The sequence below is a fragment of the Paenibacillus sp. PAMC21692 genome (genome assembly GCF_014303795.1).
Classification (GTDB): Bacteria; Bacillota; Bacilli; order Paenibacillales; family Paenibacillaceae; genus Pristimantibacillus; species Pristimantibacillus agaridevorans.
In genome coordinates this window covers 7,927,793-7,945,635 of record NZ_CP060293.1, presented here as the reverse complement: position 1 = coordinate 7,945,635, position 17,843 = coordinate 7,927,793, and the positions used below count along the sequence as shown (strand labels likewise).

At 52.6% G+C, this 17,843-nt stretch carries 12 protein-coding genes; all 12 read left to right on the top strand.

Annotated features, from left to right (window positions below; genetic code table 11):
- The first annotated feature begins 27 nt into the window (after positions 1-27).
- The 12 genes from H7F31_RS31635 (at position 28) to H7F31_RS31580 (ending at position 17,842) form a co-directional block, all read left to right on the top strand.
- Positions 28-3,123 (top strand): sugar-binding protein, encoded by a 3,096-nt coding sequence (locus H7F31_RS31635; protein ID WP_187102078.1) that lies wholly within the window; start codon positions 28-30, stop codon positions 3,121-3,123.
- 67 nt (positions 3,124-3,190) lie between these two features.
- The gene (locus H7F31_RS31630; protein WP_187102077.1) at positions 3,191-4,099 is read left to right on the top strand and encodes a nucleoside hydrolase; all 909 of its coding nucleotides are present in this window, start codon (positions 3,191-3,193) and stop codon (positions 4,097-4,099) included.
- 731 nt (positions 4,100-4,830) lie between these two features.
- Positions 4,831-7,140, top strand: coding sequence for an AraC family transcriptional regulator (locus H7F31_RS31625; RefSeq protein WP_187102076.1), 2,310 nt, complete (start codon positions 4,831-4,833; stop codon positions 7,138-7,140).
- Between the two features lie 310 nt (positions 7,141-7,450).
- Positions 7,451-8,347 carry an ABC transporter permease gene (locus H7F31_RS31620; protein WP_261800587.1) on the top strand — a complete coding sequence of 299 codons (897 nt, stop codon included), beginning with the start codon at positions 7,451-7,453 and terminating at the stop codon, positions 8,345-8,347.
- A 25-nt stretch (positions 8,348-8,372) separates the two neighbouring features.
- Positions 8,373-9,248 (top strand): carbohydrate ABC transporter permease, encoded by an 876-nt coding sequence (locus tag H7F31_RS31615; RefSeq protein WP_187102075.1) that lies wholly within the window; start codon positions 8,373-8,375, stop codon positions 9,246-9,248.
- Positions 9,249-9,328: 80 nt separating this feature from the next.
- Complete coding sequence (locus H7F31_RS31610; protein WP_187102074.1) at positions 9,329-10,909, top strand: extracellular solute-binding protein; 1,581 nt, start codon at positions 9,329-9,331, stop codon at positions 10,907-10,909.
- Positions 10,910-11,039: 130 nt separating this feature from the next.
- Positions 11,040-12,164 (top strand): mandelate racemase/muconate lactonizing enzyme family protein, encoded by a 1,125-nt coding sequence (locus H7F31_RS31605; protein ID WP_187102073.1) that lies wholly within the window; start codon positions 11,040-11,042, stop codon positions 12,162-12,164.
- 296 nt (positions 12,165-12,460) lie between these two features.
- Positions 12,461-13,768 (top strand): ABC transporter substrate-binding protein, encoded by a 1,308-nt coding sequence (locus H7F31_RS31600; RefSeq protein WP_187102072.1) that lies wholly within the window; start codon positions 12,461-12,463, stop codon positions 13,766-13,768.
- Positions 13,769-13,835: 67 nt separating this feature from the next.
- The gene (locus tag H7F31_RS31595) at positions 13,836-14,765 is read left to right on the top strand and encodes a carbohydrate ABC transporter permease (RefSeq protein ID WP_187102071.1); all 930 of its coding nucleotides are present in this window, start codon (positions 13,836-13,838) and stop codon (positions 14,763-14,765) included.
- A 71-nt stretch (positions 14,766-14,836) separates the two neighbouring features.
- Entirely contained in the window at positions 14,837-15,649 is an 813-nt protein-coding gene (locus H7F31_RS31590) for a carbohydrate ABC transporter permease (protein WP_187105645.1), read from the top strand.
- A gap of 25 nt (positions 15,650-15,674) precedes the next feature.
- Positions 15,675-16,832: a hypothetical protein gene (locus H7F31_RS31585; RefSeq protein WP_187102070.1), complete on the top strand. Its 1,158-nt coding sequence runs from the start codon at positions 15,675-15,677 to the stop codon at positions 16,830-16,832.
- Positions 16,829-17,842: a zinc-dependent alcohol dehydrogenase gene (locus H7F31_RS31580; protein ID WP_187102069.1), complete on the top strand. Its 1,014-nt coding sequence runs from the start codon at positions 16,829-16,831 to the stop codon at positions 17,840-17,842. The genes H7F31_RS31585 and H7F31_RS31580 overlap by 4 nt, the downstream gene beginning before the upstream one ends.
- Position 17,843: the final 1 nt, after the last annotated feature.

The window sequence follows — 17,843 nt, the reverse complement described above, 5'->3', positions numbered from 1 at the left end:
ACTATATATCAGGGAGGAATAAATGAGATGAGAGGAAGCTTTAAAAGGTTGTTGGCTTTAATGTTGTCGCTTGTTCTGTTGTTCTCCGCGGGCGCGATGCCGCAGAGCGTTGTCCATGCGGAAGCGGACGGTTTCGCGCCTATGGCGTCCAGTCTGCTTGCCGAAGATCTGTTTGTCGACGATTTCGAAGACGGCAATGCCGACGGCTGGAGCGGCTCGGGGTATGCGGTGGTTACTGAAGGGGGAACGAAAACGCTCAAATATACGTATACCTCCGGTTCCTCGACGACGAAATACGTGGCGGCGGGAGATTCCGCTTGGACCAGCTATTCGGTCGAAGCCCGCTTGAGAAACGGAAATGAAGACAACGCCACGGGCTTGCATGCCAGATACGCAAACGCCAACAATTTTTATGGCTTACGGCTTGATTTGAAAAACGATGTCGTTTATTTGCTCCGGGTTGTAAACGGTTCCAGCAACGTGCTTGATTCCGCGCCAATGACGCTGAGCGTCAATACGTTCTACAAGCTGAGGCTGGACGTGGACGGTTCGAGCCTTACGGGATATGTCGACGATGTGCAGGTCATTGCCGCCAGCGATACGTCGCTTGCGTCCGGCAAAATAGCGCTCGGAGGCTACAGCAAAAGCAACTACTCGATCGACGATGTTCGGGTGACGGCTTTGCGGGTTCCCTCCAGCATGACCGTAGAACCCCAAAACGCGGTTATTTTGCAGCAAGAAACTCGTCAGTTATCTGCGAACGTATACGATCAGGGAAATCAGATCATAAGCGGGCTACCGCTGAGCTGGAGCAGCGATAATCCTTCCATCGCGACCGTCGACGGCAACGGGCTGGTTCAGGGTGTGGCAGCAGGCAGTACCGTCATTCGCGCCGGCTACGGTTCGCTGGAGGCTAACGCCGTCATAACCGTGCAGGGAACAATCGGGGATCCGCCGTACGTGGCTGACAAGACATTGGCTCCGATCGTGGTGAATGGCGTTTTGGATGAAAGCGTTTGGTCCGTGGATCGGAGCATCAACAAGCTGGTGGTCGGAACAAGCGGAAATACCGCTGAATTCGGCGCGCTATGGGACGAAAAGTATTTGTATGTCGGCGCAAAGGTGATGGACTCCCAACTGTTCAACGATTCTACTGGCAATTACGATGACGACTCGGTTGAAGTATTCATCGATGCCGATCACAACCACGGCGCGGTCTACGACTTGAAGGATTGGCAGTTTAGCAAAGGCTACGGCGATTCAGGACTATGGGAGAAATTGAGCGAAACGGCCGGCGTCAAGCACGGCTGGTCCGCGATTGCGGGAGGTTACGCCGTTGAATTGGCCATACCATGGGTTAATCTTGGCCTCGTGGCGGAGCCTGGTCTTGACATCGGCTTCGACATTGCCGTCAATGACGACGACAACGGCGGCGTAAGGGATGGGCAGCTCGTCTGGACGGGCATTGCGAACAATTACCAAAATACGGCTTCCTTCGGAGACCTTATTCTGTCCGCCGCTGAAGTCGGCACGCCAGTAACGCCTCCCGCTCCGGTTCAGGCCGACCGTTACGTGACGCCGCTAGGAGCCGGCGCAAAGAACGGCACTAGCTGGAGCAATGCGATGCAGGGCGACAAGGCAGGGGGGCTGCAGGCTGCATGGGCGGAGACGGGTCCAACCAGCACGCTGTATGTCGGCAGCGGTTCGTATACCGTGCCGCAGACGTTGAATATGACAAGCGGCGGTCTCGACGTGCTGAATATGAAAAAGCTGGTTGGCGTGAACACGGGAGGCGGACTGCCGGAATTTACGGGCGACTTCCAGTTGACCAATCAAGTCAATCGTTCGTTTATTAACGTCCCGATCGGCGTCAGTTATTGGACCGTTCAAGATATCGTCATTCGAAATTACTATAATGGCATTTACGCGAACGGACAACACGAAGGCATTCGCATCCTGAACGTTAGCGTCCACGATATGAGCGACGGAATCTATTTGTGGGGGCGGGCAACCCGGTCCAATCCGGATGCGGGATCGCACGATATCGTCATCAAGGACGGAGAATATACGAATTTTACAAAAAGCGCCGTCCGATTCCGCAACGGGAATTATCTTGCCAGCGTCATAAACGTAACGGCCGATGCCGGCGGCCAGGCGAACTGGGCTCCCGGCAACTTCCCGATGGGCTTCCGCATCGGCAATTCGCCGGAGCAATCCTATATTTTCGATCATGACATTGTTTTCCAAGATGTGGTCAGCAAAAACAGCTGGCACGAGAACGGAACCGATTATTGGAACGGAGACGGCTTCACCGCGGAACGTCAGGCCTATAACATCACCTACCTGCGCAGTAAAGCGTTCGGCAGCACGGACGGCGGCTGGGATGACAAATCGATTGACCCTGTATTGATCGGAACGGTTGCCTTCGACAACAAAAGAAATTATCGATTCTGGGGCAATCCGACCTTGATTCAGGCTGTCGGGGGTTATTCCTTCAAACGCGGCGGCAGCGGAGACGCGCCCGGTTTATGGGTGGGCAGCGGAACGGGCAAGGCGGATGTTTACTACAGCACGTTCTTCAATAATCAGCACAGCGAGATTGCGTTGGAGAGCTCGTCCAATGAAGTGAATCTTTACAACTCGATTGTTGGCAAAACAAACGGAACTTATTTGTATGCGCTTAACGGCGGCCAGTTGACGGCAACCGATACGGAGCAATATATCCAGGGAGTCCAGGGAACCAATCCGCAGCTTGTCAACGGCGCCAACGATGAGTGGGATGGAGAAGGGGATGATTTCAATAGTCTTGTGTACGGCAATACAAAAGGGTATTTCCAGCCGGGCCAGAGCCTTACGCCTTACACGGTGCAGATCAGCGTCAATAGTCTGACGCTTGGATTGTACGAGGATGAAGGCATCAGCGCCCAGGTGTACGACGAGAACAACAATCCGGTGGCGGACCCGGAGAAACTGGTATGGTACGTGGACGACGGATTCACTTCGAGGTTGCTGCAATCCCGCGGACAGAACGCGGTGGTTCAGGGATTGAATGCCGGTGTGACCGATATCGTCGCCGTATATAAAGGGGCCGAAGCCCGCATTAGCGTGACCGTTACGCCATAAGACCCGCCTCTGTTGCGCAGGGAGGCAGAGATTGGATTTTACTGCTGAAGAGGGGGAAGGATCAAGAATGATTAGAAGAAAGGTATTGATGGGAACGGACTGGTGGACAGACTGCGACGATGTCGTCGCCATGCGCTTGCTTGTGTGGGCTGAAGTACAAGGTTTGATTGAGATCGCGGGAATAGGCATTAATGCTTGTATGGAGGTATCTGCCCCATCTCTCGATGCATTCCTGACGGCTGAAGGAAGACCTGGAATAGCACTCGGCATTGACCTGGAGGCCGTCGATTTTGGAGGCAACCCTCCTTATCAACACAATATGATAGCGGACGGTGCACGATATAGAAGCAATGAAGAATGCGAGAATGCTGTTCGATTGTATCGGCGCTGCCTTGCAAAAGCCGATGGTAAGCTGGATATCATCGAGATCGGCTATCCTCAAGTTTTGGCACGATTGTTGAAGAGTTCCGGAGACGATCTGTCCCCTATGAACGGATTAGAATTAGTGGCGTCAAAAGTTCGGAAACTGTGGATGATGGCCGGCAACTGGGAAAATAAAGGCAACGGCGTGGAAAACAACTTTGCTAGAAATGTCCGCTCGCGCGAAGCAGGGAAATACGTATGTGAGCACTGGCCAACTGTTATTACCTTTCTAGGCTGGGAAGTATCAAGTGCCATCCTGACGGGAGGTACGCTCACTTCGCCTACGGATCTGGTGGCAAAGGCATTACGTAATCACAATTCTGCGAGTGGCAGGAGTTCCTGGGATCCGATGCTGGTATTGCTGGCTTGCATTGGGATAGAAGAGATTGCGGGTTACCGGGTTGTGAGAGGAACGGCGCGGGTTGAGGCGAGCAACGGAGAAAATTTTTTCGAAGAAGATCCGAACGGCAAACACGGGTATGTCGTCAAGGTACGGCCAGACGAATATTATCGTCAGGAAATTGATCGAATTCTGGAGAGCCGGGAGAATTAATTATTGAACGCGAGAACAAGGGTCATGGTATTAACCGACATCAGCTCCATGAAGACCGGCTGGAAGGAGCCGGACGACACGCTAGTATAGTACAGGGTAGATAAATGGTAGATAAAAAGCAATGACGCGGATCGGGTGTTGCCCGGAATCCGCGTCATTGCTGTTTTTTTAGGATGCTGATGAAGGGAATTGAACCCCCGGCCTACGCATTACGAGTGCCTATTCCGACAGCTTCGGTAAAACTGACTTTTTGGTCGGCAAGATCAAACGGCGGTGCCATCATATCTCCAAAAAGTCTTTCATAATTCAGTCTCTCCGTAAAATATAACAAGTTTCCGTTTGGAGCGTTCAACTCAACAGTTCCATCGCGAAAGTTGCCTTTTGCATCTAAATGAGTATATACTATGACCCATCAATTTCTGGTTACGTCAAGCTTGGTTGATCGAACTTCAGCATCCTGAGGAAATATGCGTAATTCTTTGGCAGCTTGTACGGCCTCTTCTGCAGTCAATGGCATAACTGTTGCTGCTGCCGAGTGTGCCACATGAAGCCCTATAATTTGCGAAGCGTGAACATTTGGCTCAGATCATCGGTCGACAGCCCGGTAAACTAAGATATGTCACCTCTCTTGTATTAAGCGGAGAAAGAAATTACAATACTTATGTATAAAATGATCATTAACGCGCTCTGCTTCTTTATTGCCGGCGCTTTACCATGAAGAGGTGATTGCAGTGGCGAACAAGCTTTCGCGGCTTCTTGGAAACACGACGTTCAAACATAAGCTGTTCCTGTACTCACTCCTTTTGTGTATCGTTCCGGTGCTCATTCTAGGTACGGTATCTTCCACGATCGCCTCCAGGATGGTACAGGAGGAAGTCGATCACAACCATCAAATCATTTTGAGGCAAATCCAGTTTCAAGTGGACCGCTTTCTGCAAACGCTGGAGAAGGCGTCCATTGACCTAGCTAACAATAGGATCATCGAGAACTCCGTCAAGGTAGGTCCCTCCATGCAGCACTTGGATGCATCATTGGACATGATCGACCTCTTGCAGCGCCAACGCAATTTCTCGGAGGTTTCCTACGATATTTCGATCATCTACAGCAACTTTGGCAAAATATATTCGAACCGAGACGGGTTAATCGAACAAGAGGATTTTGTCTACGCGGATATTGCCAGACAAATTAACGCGAAATTTACTGCTCCCTTCGTCATTTCGCCAAGTACATATCCCAATCAGGACGAGCTGCTGGTCATTCGGTCCGTACCTCTGTTTACTACCGGCAAGGCCGACGGCTACGTGATGCTGCATGTCCAGTCGAATAAGTTGAGTTCATTCGTGCAAAGCGTTCAACTCGGGGACCGCCGCCGATTGCTCGTGATGGACGACCGGGGCACGGTGGTGGCGAGTCATAATCCGGCCGAAATCGGTACGCGCATCAATTCGGCAGAGCTGTATCGCTACTGGAGCAATCCCGCCGAATCAACCAATGAAATCGATTTGGACGGAGTGCCGTATCAAGTGTCCATGGAGCGCTCCGCCTTTAATAACTGGACCTATCTGGCACTGACGGAAAGCTCGTTGCTAACGGGCAAAGCGGAACGTATCGAAACGCTCACCTGGCTGATCGTAGCGGCGTTGGCGGCAATCTGGGTAAGCATCGCCTTGTTCGGAACGAATCGTCTGTACAATCCGATCCAGCGATTGACTAACAAGTTCTCGGGGGAGAACCGGGACCGTAACAGCCAAGTACCCCGCGATGGGTTGAAGGCACTTGATTCGTTTATCCACCACGTCGTCATGACGAACGATCGGCTGCAGCATCGACTTGACGAACAGCTGCCTTATTTGAAGGAGACCGTTTATCAGCAACTGCTTCGAGGCGAGATGACCGTCCGTGAAATACGCGAAAAGACCGAGCATTACGGCTTTCCTCTCAAGGGAAACTGGTTCCGCGTCTGCCTTGTCGATGTCGACGAGTTCGGCCGGTTTCGGGAAACATATCACGAGAAGGATCGCTCCCTGCTATTTTATGCGCTGCGCAAAATGTGCGAGGAGTTGTGTGAGCAGGAGCCCGACTTCTCCTGCATCACCGCCGCGCCGCTTCCGGGGCAGGTGGCAATCGTGATCGGTATGGACCGAATCGACGGCGATTCCGAGCGCAAGGTGGAGGAGATGGTCGCCCAAATTAATGGGACCGTGCGCGAATATTTCCAGTTCACAGTCACCGTTGCTTTGAGCCGTTCGGGCAAAGGATATCTCAGCATCAGCGAATCATACCAGCAATCGCTGGAACTGCTCAGTTACCGGCTGCTGCTCGGCCATAATCAATTCATCACGTCCGAGGAACTCGAGCCATCGGTCGAGCAGTCCCGTACGACGATCATCAAGCGCCAGAAGAAAATCATCTCGAGCATAACGCGGGGGGATTTGGAAGGCGCGGGCGCCGAACTGGAGGAAATGATGCAGGAAGTGCCGCAATATGTGCAAAATTCCGAAACGGTGCTCGGTTTGTTCGCCTATTTGATAGGGCAACTGGACGTGCTTTTGCAGGATATCGGGCTCGATCCAAAGACGTTTTTTCCCGTGGACCCGTATAAGGAGCTTTATGCCAAGACGAGCCTGAACGAAGTGACGGATTGGCTCAAGGGATCGGTATTTCCTGCCGTTGCCCGGCACATGGGGAGTCTGCGGTCATCCAAACAAAAGACGAATATCCAGCTGGCGCTTGACTACATCCACAATCGTTACGATACCGACTTGTCGCTTCAGCATGTTGCGGAGCAACTCGGGATCTCTCCGTCCCAGCTTAGCCGATCGTTTAAAGAAGAGACCGACATCCATTTCGGAGATTATTTGATCCAATACCGGATGGACAAGGCCAAGGAATTTCTCGTTCATACCGATATGCCGATCAAAGAAATTTCCGAGAAGCTGTGCTACACATCCGTGCAGAACTTTACGCGTATATTCAAGCAAATGGTCCAGATTCCGCCGGGCCAATACAGGAAGCAGTTCCGTGACGGAGAGTTTGATTAGGTTCAGGAGGCTTTGGAAGCCAAAGGTTAGACGACTTTTAAAAAACGGATCCCAATAGACGTCCTTTGAAGCAATCCAATTGCTTGAGGGCGTTTTTTTGCGTTTCGTTGCACGTCATGATTATCTTTCTATGCTTTTCCTTTATCTTCTGCGTTCCGGCAACTGATAATTGTGATTAAAACCGCGCGGGGAGTATGCTACGAATATGGACAGAAGAGATGTGACTCGCAAAGGGGGACGAAACAAAGAGATGGAAACGCAATCGGCGGTGTCGCCGCCTGTTCAGCCGAATCGTACGGTCTGGAAGCGGATGATGACCCGGATTTGGAAGGATCGCTACTTACTGTTGCTCGGCCTGCCGGGGTTGATTTACTTTATGATGTACAAGTACGCCCCGATGTTCGGCCTTTACCTGGCCTTTATTGATTTTAATCCGTTCCAGGGCATGTTTAACAGCGCGTGGGTCGGACTGGATCACTTCAAGCGTATTTTTGCGGATGACGAAGTGCTTCGGGTCATATGGAACACGCTTTACATGTCTTTCCTGCAGATCGTATTCGCATTTCCGATGCCGATCCTGCTCGCGATTATGTTAAACGAGGCGCGCAATCAAGTGTACAAACGCTTCATCCAGTCGATTGTTTATTTGCCGCATTTTTTATCCTGGGTTGTCGTCGTCGGCATCTGGATTATCTTCTTCCGCGGCGAAGGACTGGTTAACGTATTTTTACGCGATACTTTCGGATGGGAATCGATTCCGTTCTTGACGGATCCCTCGTTCTTTAAGCCAATGGTCATCATGCAGGTGATATGGAAAGAGGCAGGCTGGGGAACGATCATCTTCCTTGCGGCGCTTGCTGGCGTCAATCCGAGCCTGTACGAAGCGGCCGTCGTGGACGGAGCAAGCCGAATGCGGCAAATTTGGCATATTACATTACCCGCCATCCGGTCAACGATCGTCATCATGCTCATTCTTCGTTTGGGAACCGTGCTGGACAGCGGATTCGAGCAAATATTCCTCATGCTTAATCCGTTCAATGAAGAGTCGCAGAACGTGTTGGATACATTTGTATTCTACAAGGGCATTCAGCAATCCGATTATAGCTTTGCAACGGCCGTCGGTATGTTTAAAGGGCTTGTCGGACTCGTCTTGGTCATGTCGGCGAACCGTATCGCCAAAAAATTCGGCGAAGACGGCGTCTATTGACGCTTGAAGGAAAGGGGCCACCATTATGAAGGACAAGACTGTATCGAGCAGAGTCCTCGATGTCTTTAATTATGTATTGCTGACGGTCATAGCGCTGCTTATGCTGTTTCCATTTGTATACGTCATCGCCGTTTCGTTTTCGTCGTACACCGATTATATGCAAAGCGACTTCATGCTCATCCCGAAGACATGGGTGCTGGACGCTTACGAATTCATCTTTGCATCGGATTCGTTCCTCCGTTCGTTGTGGGTGACGGTGCTCATTACGGTGGTGGGGACGCTGGTCAATCTGGCCTTCACATCGTCTCTCGCTTACGTCCTCTCCCGTCCCGTTTTCGGTAGAAAGAGCGTGTCCTTCCTCGTGCTGTTCACGATGATGTTTAACGCGGGCATGATTCCGAGTTATTTGATCGTGAAAGAGACGGGATTGCTAGACTCCGTTTGGGCGCTTATTCTGCCCGTGGCGATCGCTCCGTTTTATTTGATCGTCATGCGGCAGTTTTTCCAAAGCATTCCCAGCGAGCTATACGAGGCGGCCACCATTGACGGGGCCAACGATCTCCAATCGTTCTGGCGAATCATCCTGCCGCTGTCCAAGCCGTCGCTGGCGGCATTCGGGCTATTCTACGCTGTCATGCACTGGAACAACTATTTTACGGCGATACTCTACATGAACGATCAGCGCTGGTGGCCGATCCAGGTCATTCTGCGGCAAATCGTCATCGTCAACGAAGCGCAGAATACGCTCGCTAGCGGTCAAATATTGCTCGAAAACGCGCCTCCCGCGGAAACGATCCAGATGGCGGCCATTATCGTCGCAACGCTTCCGATTCTGATCGTATATCCGTTTCTGCAAAAGCATTTCGCCAAGGGGGTGATGCTCGGCTCGGTCAAAGGGTAAAGATAAGAAGGCTTCATTCAAGGGGAAACTAGAGTAAGGCTAAATTCGAATCATTATTCCATGAGAGGGGTTTGTAACACATGGTTATGAAAAAAGGTTTGGCAATGGGTCTGATCATCGCTCTTTCGGCTTCGGTTGCGGCATGCGGTTCCGACAATGAAGAAAAGCCGGCAGCTACCAACGGGGCATCCCAACAACAAGGAGACGACAAACATACGATATCGATGATCGATTACCGGTACGGCGCGCTACCTCCAACCGACGGCAAGGGCATCCAGATGATCAACGAGAAATTCAACGTGGATTTCAAGCCGCAATACGTCGTGCATTCCGATTATACGCAGAAGCTCAGCGCCGTGGTTGCATCGGGCGAGATCCCGGATATTATCGTTCTCGAGGCACCGGACGCGAACTTCTACAAATGGGCCAAGCAAGGAGCCTTCCTGCCGCTTGACGAATATATGGACGATTACGAGTCGTTCAAGCTGATCCCGGACAACGTGCGCAAGTCCGTCACCGTCGACAACAAAGTGTACGCCATCCAAAAATATTTGACCGAGAACTACGACTTGACGCCGATGATCCGCACCGACTGGCTCGAGAAGCTCGGCTTGAGCATGCCGACTACCTATGAAGAGATGAAGCAGGTGGCGCTCGCCTTCACGAAAAACGATCCGGACGGCAACGGCAAAGACGACACCTACGGCCTTGCCATGGCGGAAAACATCAACCCGCAATACGCGATGGGCACTTATTGGGATCTTAACGCTTGGTACCATAAGGACGAGCAAGGTCAGTTCATTCCAGGCCTCATCTCGAACGCGCGCAAGGATCATGTGCAATGGCTCGCCGATCTGTATAAGGAGGGCGCCATCACAAAGGATTTCGCGTTGATGAACTGGAGTAACGTCAATACGAAGGAATTCTACGCGGGCAAAGCCGGCATGTTCATCGGCACGCCGCGCGGCATGAATCCATCCTGGATGCAAGCTCTTGTCGACATTAATCCGGACGCCAAGCTTGCGCCTATTCCGGCCTTCAAGGCACCGGACGACAGTCAGGGCTTCACGTCTTCCACGGGCTTCTACGGTCTTGTCATGCTGAGCGCGAAGCTCAAGGACGATCCGGAAAAGGTGAAGCGTATTTTGGAAATGATCGACTTCGGCCGTACCTTCCATCCGTTGGATCAACGCAACGCCAGCAATGAAGCTTTCAACTGGATCAACGGCCTGGAGAATGAAGGCTACAAAATCGTAGACGGCGTCGTTCAAAGAGAGCTGGAGGAAAAAGGCCTGGCTCCGATGAATTTCTTGCCTGACAGCCGCATGTGGGCGCCAAGCGACTCGGCGAATGGCTATTCGAAGGAATACACCGTGCCGCTCTTGCGCGAAGTGACCGCTCAATTCGAAACGATGCATGAAGGCCTGAAGCATTACATTAATCCGGTCAACGCCGTATTCTCCGAAACGAGAGCGACGAAGGATGCCGAGTTGGGCAAATTCCTTTACATGGAGCAGACCAAAATGATTTTCGGCGAAAAGCCGGTTTCCGATTGGGACGCGATGGTGAAAGAATGGATGGATAAAGGCGGGGCGCAAGTCGTTAAAGAAGTCAATGACGCCTTGAAAGAGTCCGGCAATAGCGGAGGACAGTGGAAATAATCTTTTTTGTCTAAAATCGCCGTTGCTAATCTGCAAGGGGTTCGATCGGCGCGGCGAAGCTGGTATGGGACGGCATCCGGACGAATAACCGATTCCGGGAAAGCGGTTGGGGAGGAGGTGTGAGCAACTGATGAAGATAGCCGATATTCAAATCTATCCGCTACTGCTTCCCATGAAGCAAAGCTTCGCCATATCGGGCGGAACGGTAGGAAGCCAAAGCCGGGGCGCTCCGCATGTTTACATTAAAGTAGTTACAGACAGCGGTGCTGAAGGATGGGGAGAAGCAAGGCCGAGCCACAGATGGAGCTATGAGACGCTGGAGACGGTGACAAGCACCATTACGGGTTATCTGAAGCCCGCGCTGATTGGAGCGGAAGTTGCTGATCTCCAGTCCATTCATGTTCAGATGAACAAGGAGATTAAGCCGGATCTGAGCGGCGGACAGCCGATCGCCAAGGCTGCTGTAGATATGGCGCTGTACGACGCTATCGGCAAGGAGAGACAGAACAGCCTGTCGACTATGTGGTTCTCCGGTTTTAGACCATCTGTCCAGTTGTCTTACCTGATCAGCACGCCTAGTCCGGAAGAAGCCGCGCGGAAAGCGGTATACGCCGTATCTCAAGGGTATCGGGGCCTCGATGTGAAGCTGGGACTCGACCCGGTTACGGACATCGAGATTCTGGAGGCGGTCAAGGGAGCGGCGCCGGGTCTATTCCTGCGAGTGGATGCGAATCAAGCATACAGTCTGCAACAGGCGGTCAAACTTGCGCGGGTGATGGAGCGAATAGGCGTGGATGTGTTCGAGCAACCGCTTAGAGCCGACGATCTTTATGGTCATGCCCAGTTGCGCAGAAAGACGAGCATCCCGATCGCGTTGGACGAGAGCATATGGACGACGGGGAACCTGTTGCAAGCGATCCGGGCCGAGGCATGCGATACGGTAGTCGTCAAGCTGACGAAGATGGGCGGACTGACCGGCGCCAAACGATGCGGAGAGCTGGCGAGAGAAGCGGGACTCGGCCTGCTGGGCGGCGGGCTGACGGAGTCGAGGCTGGCCTTGACGGCAAGCGCGCATCTGTTCAATTATTTGCGGATTGAGGAGCCGGTCGACCTGAACGGCCCACTGTTTCTGGCGGATGATCCGATTTCTTCAGGCCCGCTCATTAACGAAGGAGAAGTCAACTTGCCTAACGGGCCCGGCATCGGCTGCGAAATCTCAATGGATAAGCTGGAGCTTTACGGCTGCAAGCTGTAAGCGGATTCCTTACAGGACAGCAAATCATATCGCGCCAATCTAAGCTCTCTATATTTCATGGCTCGAAACGCGCTGCGCCGCCTAAGGACAGAGATAGCCGTTCATCTTGGGATTAAGTGAAGAATATATCCAATTAAATTCATAAGAACGGTAGAGTTTTTCTTCCAGCAACTTAGGAATTCTACCATGGAATCCGTCGATTGCACATTGGATAATGAGTGCGACCAGTTGTTTCAAACATTTCAGAACGATACTAAGGGAGGCGTCAAGCATGTCCGTTTTCAGAAAAAAAAACGATGGCACTAGCAGGTTCAAGCGTACTTATCTTATCACTTCTGGCAGGTTGTGGATCAAACAATAACAATCAAGGGAATGTAAGCCCCGGCGGGAGCGAGAACACAGAGCCGAAGGAGAAGGTGGAAATTTCCTTCTGGACGACGTATACGGATCAGGATGCGGGTCCAATCACGGCCTTGGTTAACAAATTCAACGAGACGAACGATCATATTACGGTTAAAATGTTGGGCAATCAGGATCCGACGAAGCAACTGACGGCCATCTCCGGCGGCGCTGCGCCTGATATCCTGCTGACTTACTGGAACAACATCGGTCCTTGGGCCGATGCCGGAGCCGTACTCGACTTAACGGATCCAATCGCCAAGTCTAACTTCGATATCGGTTCCGTAATTCCTGCGGCTATGGAACGGATGAAGATCAACGACAAATATTATGCGATGCCGTTCACGATGAGCATGGCCAACTCGCTAATGTATAACAAAAAAGCTTTCGAGGACGCTGGACTGACCGCGCCGCCAGAAACGTTGGAAGAGCTGCACGACTACGCGAAGAAGCTGACGAAGAAGGATGATAGCGGCAGTATCAGTCAAATTGGGTTTATCCCGGATTATCCGTGGATCGACAATGTCTTCTGGCCGGTTATCTTCGGCGGATCATGGATTGACGAATCCGGCAAGGTAACGCCGAACGCGGAGGCGAACGTGAAGGCGATCGAATACCAACGTTCCTTCTACGAAGAATTCGGACAAACTCAGATCGACAAGTTCAAATCCGGCATGGGCAAGCGCGGCACGCCGCAGGATCCATTGCTGACAGGACAACTGGCCATGTATGTCGGCTGGGAATACAATTTCATGCCTGAGAGAGGCGAGGATGGCCCGATCGGCGTAGCGCCGTTCCCATATCCCGCCGATAAGCCTGAACTGAAGGGTTCCGGCATGGTAAGCCCGCGCGCGGTATTTATTCCTCAGAAGGCCAAGCACCAAGAGGAAGCATGGGAGTTCATGCAATATCTGATGCAGACGGACAGCCAAGTTCAATATTCGCTTGAAGCTCATGTCATCCCGACGATTACGGCGGCTCTGAGCGACGAGCGGCTGATGGTCGAAGAGAACAAGACGATGTGGGAATTCTACGAGCGCGCCAAGAGCGAGAATTTGAACGGCTTCCCGAACAGCGCCTACATCAACGAGTATCTCCAATCGCTCACCGAAGAGACGGAGAAAGCTCTGAAGGGCTCATTGTCGTCGCAAGAAGCGATGGATAACGTTGCGAAGAAGATTCAACCGCTGGCTGACGACAAATAAGCAATAGCGATAAGGGCGGACCGCGGTCTTGCGGTCCGCTTCTAGCTTGGCGAAAGGAGGCCGGACGATGGCCAAAGTAAATGGCAACGCAGTAGGAATCCGAAAGAGACAACGAAAGATTTTAATAACAGGTTTACTGTTCACGAGTCCCTGGATCATTGGGTTCTTGATTTTTCAGCTTTATCCGATTGTAGCTTCCTTCTATTACAGTTTGACGGAATACAACCTGTTCAAATCCCCGGAGTGGGTCGGGCTGGACAACTACAAGGCGCTGTTTCAAGATGACAAGTTCTATAAGTCGATGTACAACACCCTTTACATTACGATAGTTGGCGTGGTGCCTCATATGGCATACGCTTTGTTGATGGCCTTGCTGCTGAACACGAAGGTGAAGGGCCAGAGCATATATAGAACCATCTATTTCTTGCCTACGCTCGTGCCTGCCGTGGCAGGATCGCTGCTATGGATGTGGCTGCTCAATTCTCAGTACGGCTTGATCAATATGGCGCTCGAAGCGATCGGCATCGCAGGGCCCAACTGGCTGATTGATCCGGATTGGACCAAGCCGGCGCTCGTGATGATGGGCTTCTGGGGAACGGGGACGATTACCGTTATGTACCTTGCGGCTCTGCAGGACGTACCCAAAATGTTCTACGAAGCGGCGGAGATCGACGGAGCGAGCAAGTGGAGACAGTTCTGGACGATCACTTTCCCTTCCATCTCTCCGATGACGCTGTTCCAATTAATCATGTTGTTCATCGCTTCATTCCAGTATTTCACGGAGGGCATGGTATTCGCCGAAGCAACACAATCGATGGGCGGACCCGAAAATTCGTTGCTGTTCTATTCGATTTATCTCTACCAACAGGCGTTCTCGTTCCTGAACATGGGATATGCTTCCGCGATGGCCTGGATGCTCTTCGTGGTCGTCATGATCTTTGCGCTGATTATATTCAAGACTTCCGCGCGTTGGGTCTACTACGGAGGTGACAAGTGATGGCTAACCAACCGAATTACACGGACAGCCTGCCACTGCAATCGTTCAAGAAAAAAAGAACGGCAAAGAGTATGTTCAAGTCTTTGTTCAAGCACTTGATCCTTTGCCTGGCCGGCATCTGCTTCCTCGGACCGTTCGCTTATCTGCTGCTTACGTCCGTGAAGAGCATCGACGACATCTTCGCCGTTCCATTCGTCTGGTGGCCCAAGCAGTTCTACTTTGAGAATTATTCTAATGCGGTACAAGCGATTCCGTTCTTCCGCTATATGTTGAATACGCTGTTTGTATCGTTGCTTTGCGTCATCGGCGAGCTGATCGCCGCTCCTTTGACCGCATATGGTTTGGCGAGAATCCCCTTCAAGGGACGCAACGTAATATTCATGGTCATGATGGGGACCATCATGCTGCCGATGCAGTCTACGATGGTGCCGCTGTACGTACTGTACAACAAGCTGGGAATGGTGAATTCCTATTGGCCTTTAATTTTGCCCGCTTTCTTCGGGGCTGCCTACTATATCTTCTTGCTCCGACAGTTCTTTATGGGGATTCCGCAGGAGATCTCGGAGTCTGCCCGGATAGACGGGGCATCCGAATTCCGCATCTTCTCGCAGATGATCATTCCCTTGTCGTATCCGGCATTGTTCACCGTCGGGTTGCTCGTATTCCTGAGCTCGTGGAAGGACTACCAGTTGCCGCTCATCTACCTGAACGATCCGGACTTATGGACGCTGTCCGTCGGGCTGAAGGCCTTTATCGGCGAATATAACGTCGAGTGGGGCATGCTGATGGCGGCTGCCGCGCTGTTTACCTTCCCGATTATCATTTTGTACTTCTTCGTGCAAAAGGTGTTCATTCAAGGCATCACGATGACGGGCTCGAAATAACAGAATGACGAAGGATGAAAGGATAGTGAGTGGACTTATGAATTCATTCGACTTTATGGAATCGATCGCTCCCCGGATCATCGCGGGCATCAAGCCGTACTTCGACGGACTGCTGCGAAGCGACTCGGAGACCGGCAAGCTGTTCCTATTCGATGACGAGCTGGATAACCGGGCCAGTTGCTGCACAACGGCTGCTGCCGCCGTCTTCTACGCTTGGGAGGGGCGGCGTAACGCATCCGAGGCTTCGAGGACAATCGCTCTGGCGCTGACTGAAGAAGTGCGCCGTCGCCAGCTCGCAAGCGGCGGCTTCGGTCAGCCGTTTTATATCAAAAAGGGCGAGCCTGACATTGTCGATATTGCCGAGGTGGGCGCATCAGCCGACAGCCTGTACCATCTGCACCGGGTGGCGGACAGCTCGGCGGCTCGGGAAAGTCTCATCCGCTCGGCGGAATACCTGCTGACGCAGGTCGCTCCGCAGAATCCTGCTGTGATCTTTAAACGCCCCGGCGAGGACTTCGATGTGCTGAACGGCGATATGTACGCCGCTCGTACGTTCTGCAGAGCCTATGCGCTGTCGGGCAATCCCGTCTACCTAGAGAAGTTGAAACAGATATTCGTCCACTTGGCCGATCGCTTCGGCCGCAATGAATCGGGATGGTGGCCCTATATCGAGAATTGGGATGGATCCGTCGTGATGGGCAACAGCGTCGCCTATCAGGCTACCATCATTGAACTCGCGCACTCGTCGCTGCCACTGCTGGACGAAGAGTTGCGCAACCGTTGGAACGATGTAGCTGCGGAGGCGATGGAGACGATGCTTGGCGCGATGAAGGAGCCTCCGTCGGAGGAGACGGAAGCGCCTTGGTGGGCCCGGGACTGGAACAATAGCTCGGAGATCAATCTGGCGCTATGGCATTGCGGCGGGCCCGAGCTGAAGGAAATCGCTATGAAACGTTTTGCCGAGACGGCCGATCGGCTGGCAGAGCAAGGCATCGCTGTGTTCAAACCAGTCATCGTGAATGATGTGCCGGATCGTACGCCGGTGACGACGACATTCCGCAAAGCTGCCGGATTCGCCGGAATGATCGCGAACATAGCGCTTGCTCCCGAGTACGGACTGAGCGAGACGCAAACTGACAGCCAGAACCGATTGATCGAGAATAAAGGAGGAATAAGTCTATGAAACAAATCGTAGTAAACCAGCATGCAGCCGTGCTTGAAGAGGCCGATGCGCCCGTCCTGACCGATGCGCATCCACACCGAGTGCTTGTCAAGGTCAAATATTCCTCCATCAGCCCCGGGACGGAGCTGAATCTGATCCACAACATGGAGGTGCCTGCAGGTTTTAAACTGGGCTATAGCGCGTCCGGGGAAGTCATCGCCGTCGGCTCAGAAGTAAAGGACCTGAAGCCGGGCGACTTGGTCGCCTGCTACGGCGGGCCGTATGTCTATCATGCCGAGCAGCTCTCCGTGCCAAGGCAATTGTGCGTGAAGCTGTCTTCGGACAAGTGGCTGCGCGAAGCCGCCCTTGTCGGTCTCGGCTCGGTCGCGATCCACAGCGTGCGCAGAATCGGTCTGCAGTTCGGCGAGACGGTCTGGGTCGTCGGACTCGGATTGCTGGGGCAACTGATCGTGCAGTATTGCAAGCAAGCCAACTACCGGGTGCTGGCTACGGATATGGATCCGGCGCGCGTGGAGACGGCCAGATCGTTCGGCGTCGAAGCGTACCTTGCAAATGACGAGCGGCTCGATGAGCATATCGACCGTTTCACGGACGGACACGGGTTCGACGGCATCGCGCTGGTCGCCCATTCGCATAGTTCGAAGATTATTGCGTCGAGCATGGAGAAGATCGCCTTCCGCGGGAAGTTCGTGCTTGTCGGCAATGTGCCGATCGAATTCCCCCGAGAATTATTCTTCCAGAAGGAAGCCGACTTCCTCATCGCGCGGGCTGCGGGACCGGGTCGTTATGACGAGCAGTACGAGGATGGCAATATCGACTATCCGAAGTCTTATGTCCGCTGGACGGAGGGGCGCAATATGGAGGAATACGTGCGCCAATTGGAAGCCGGCATTACGAATATCGCTCCGCTCTTCACGCAGGAATATTCGATTCACGAAGCTCCGCAAGCTTATGTCGCCATGAAGCAGGATATCAGCAAGGTGCTCGGCGTACTGCTGCGCTACGAATGAG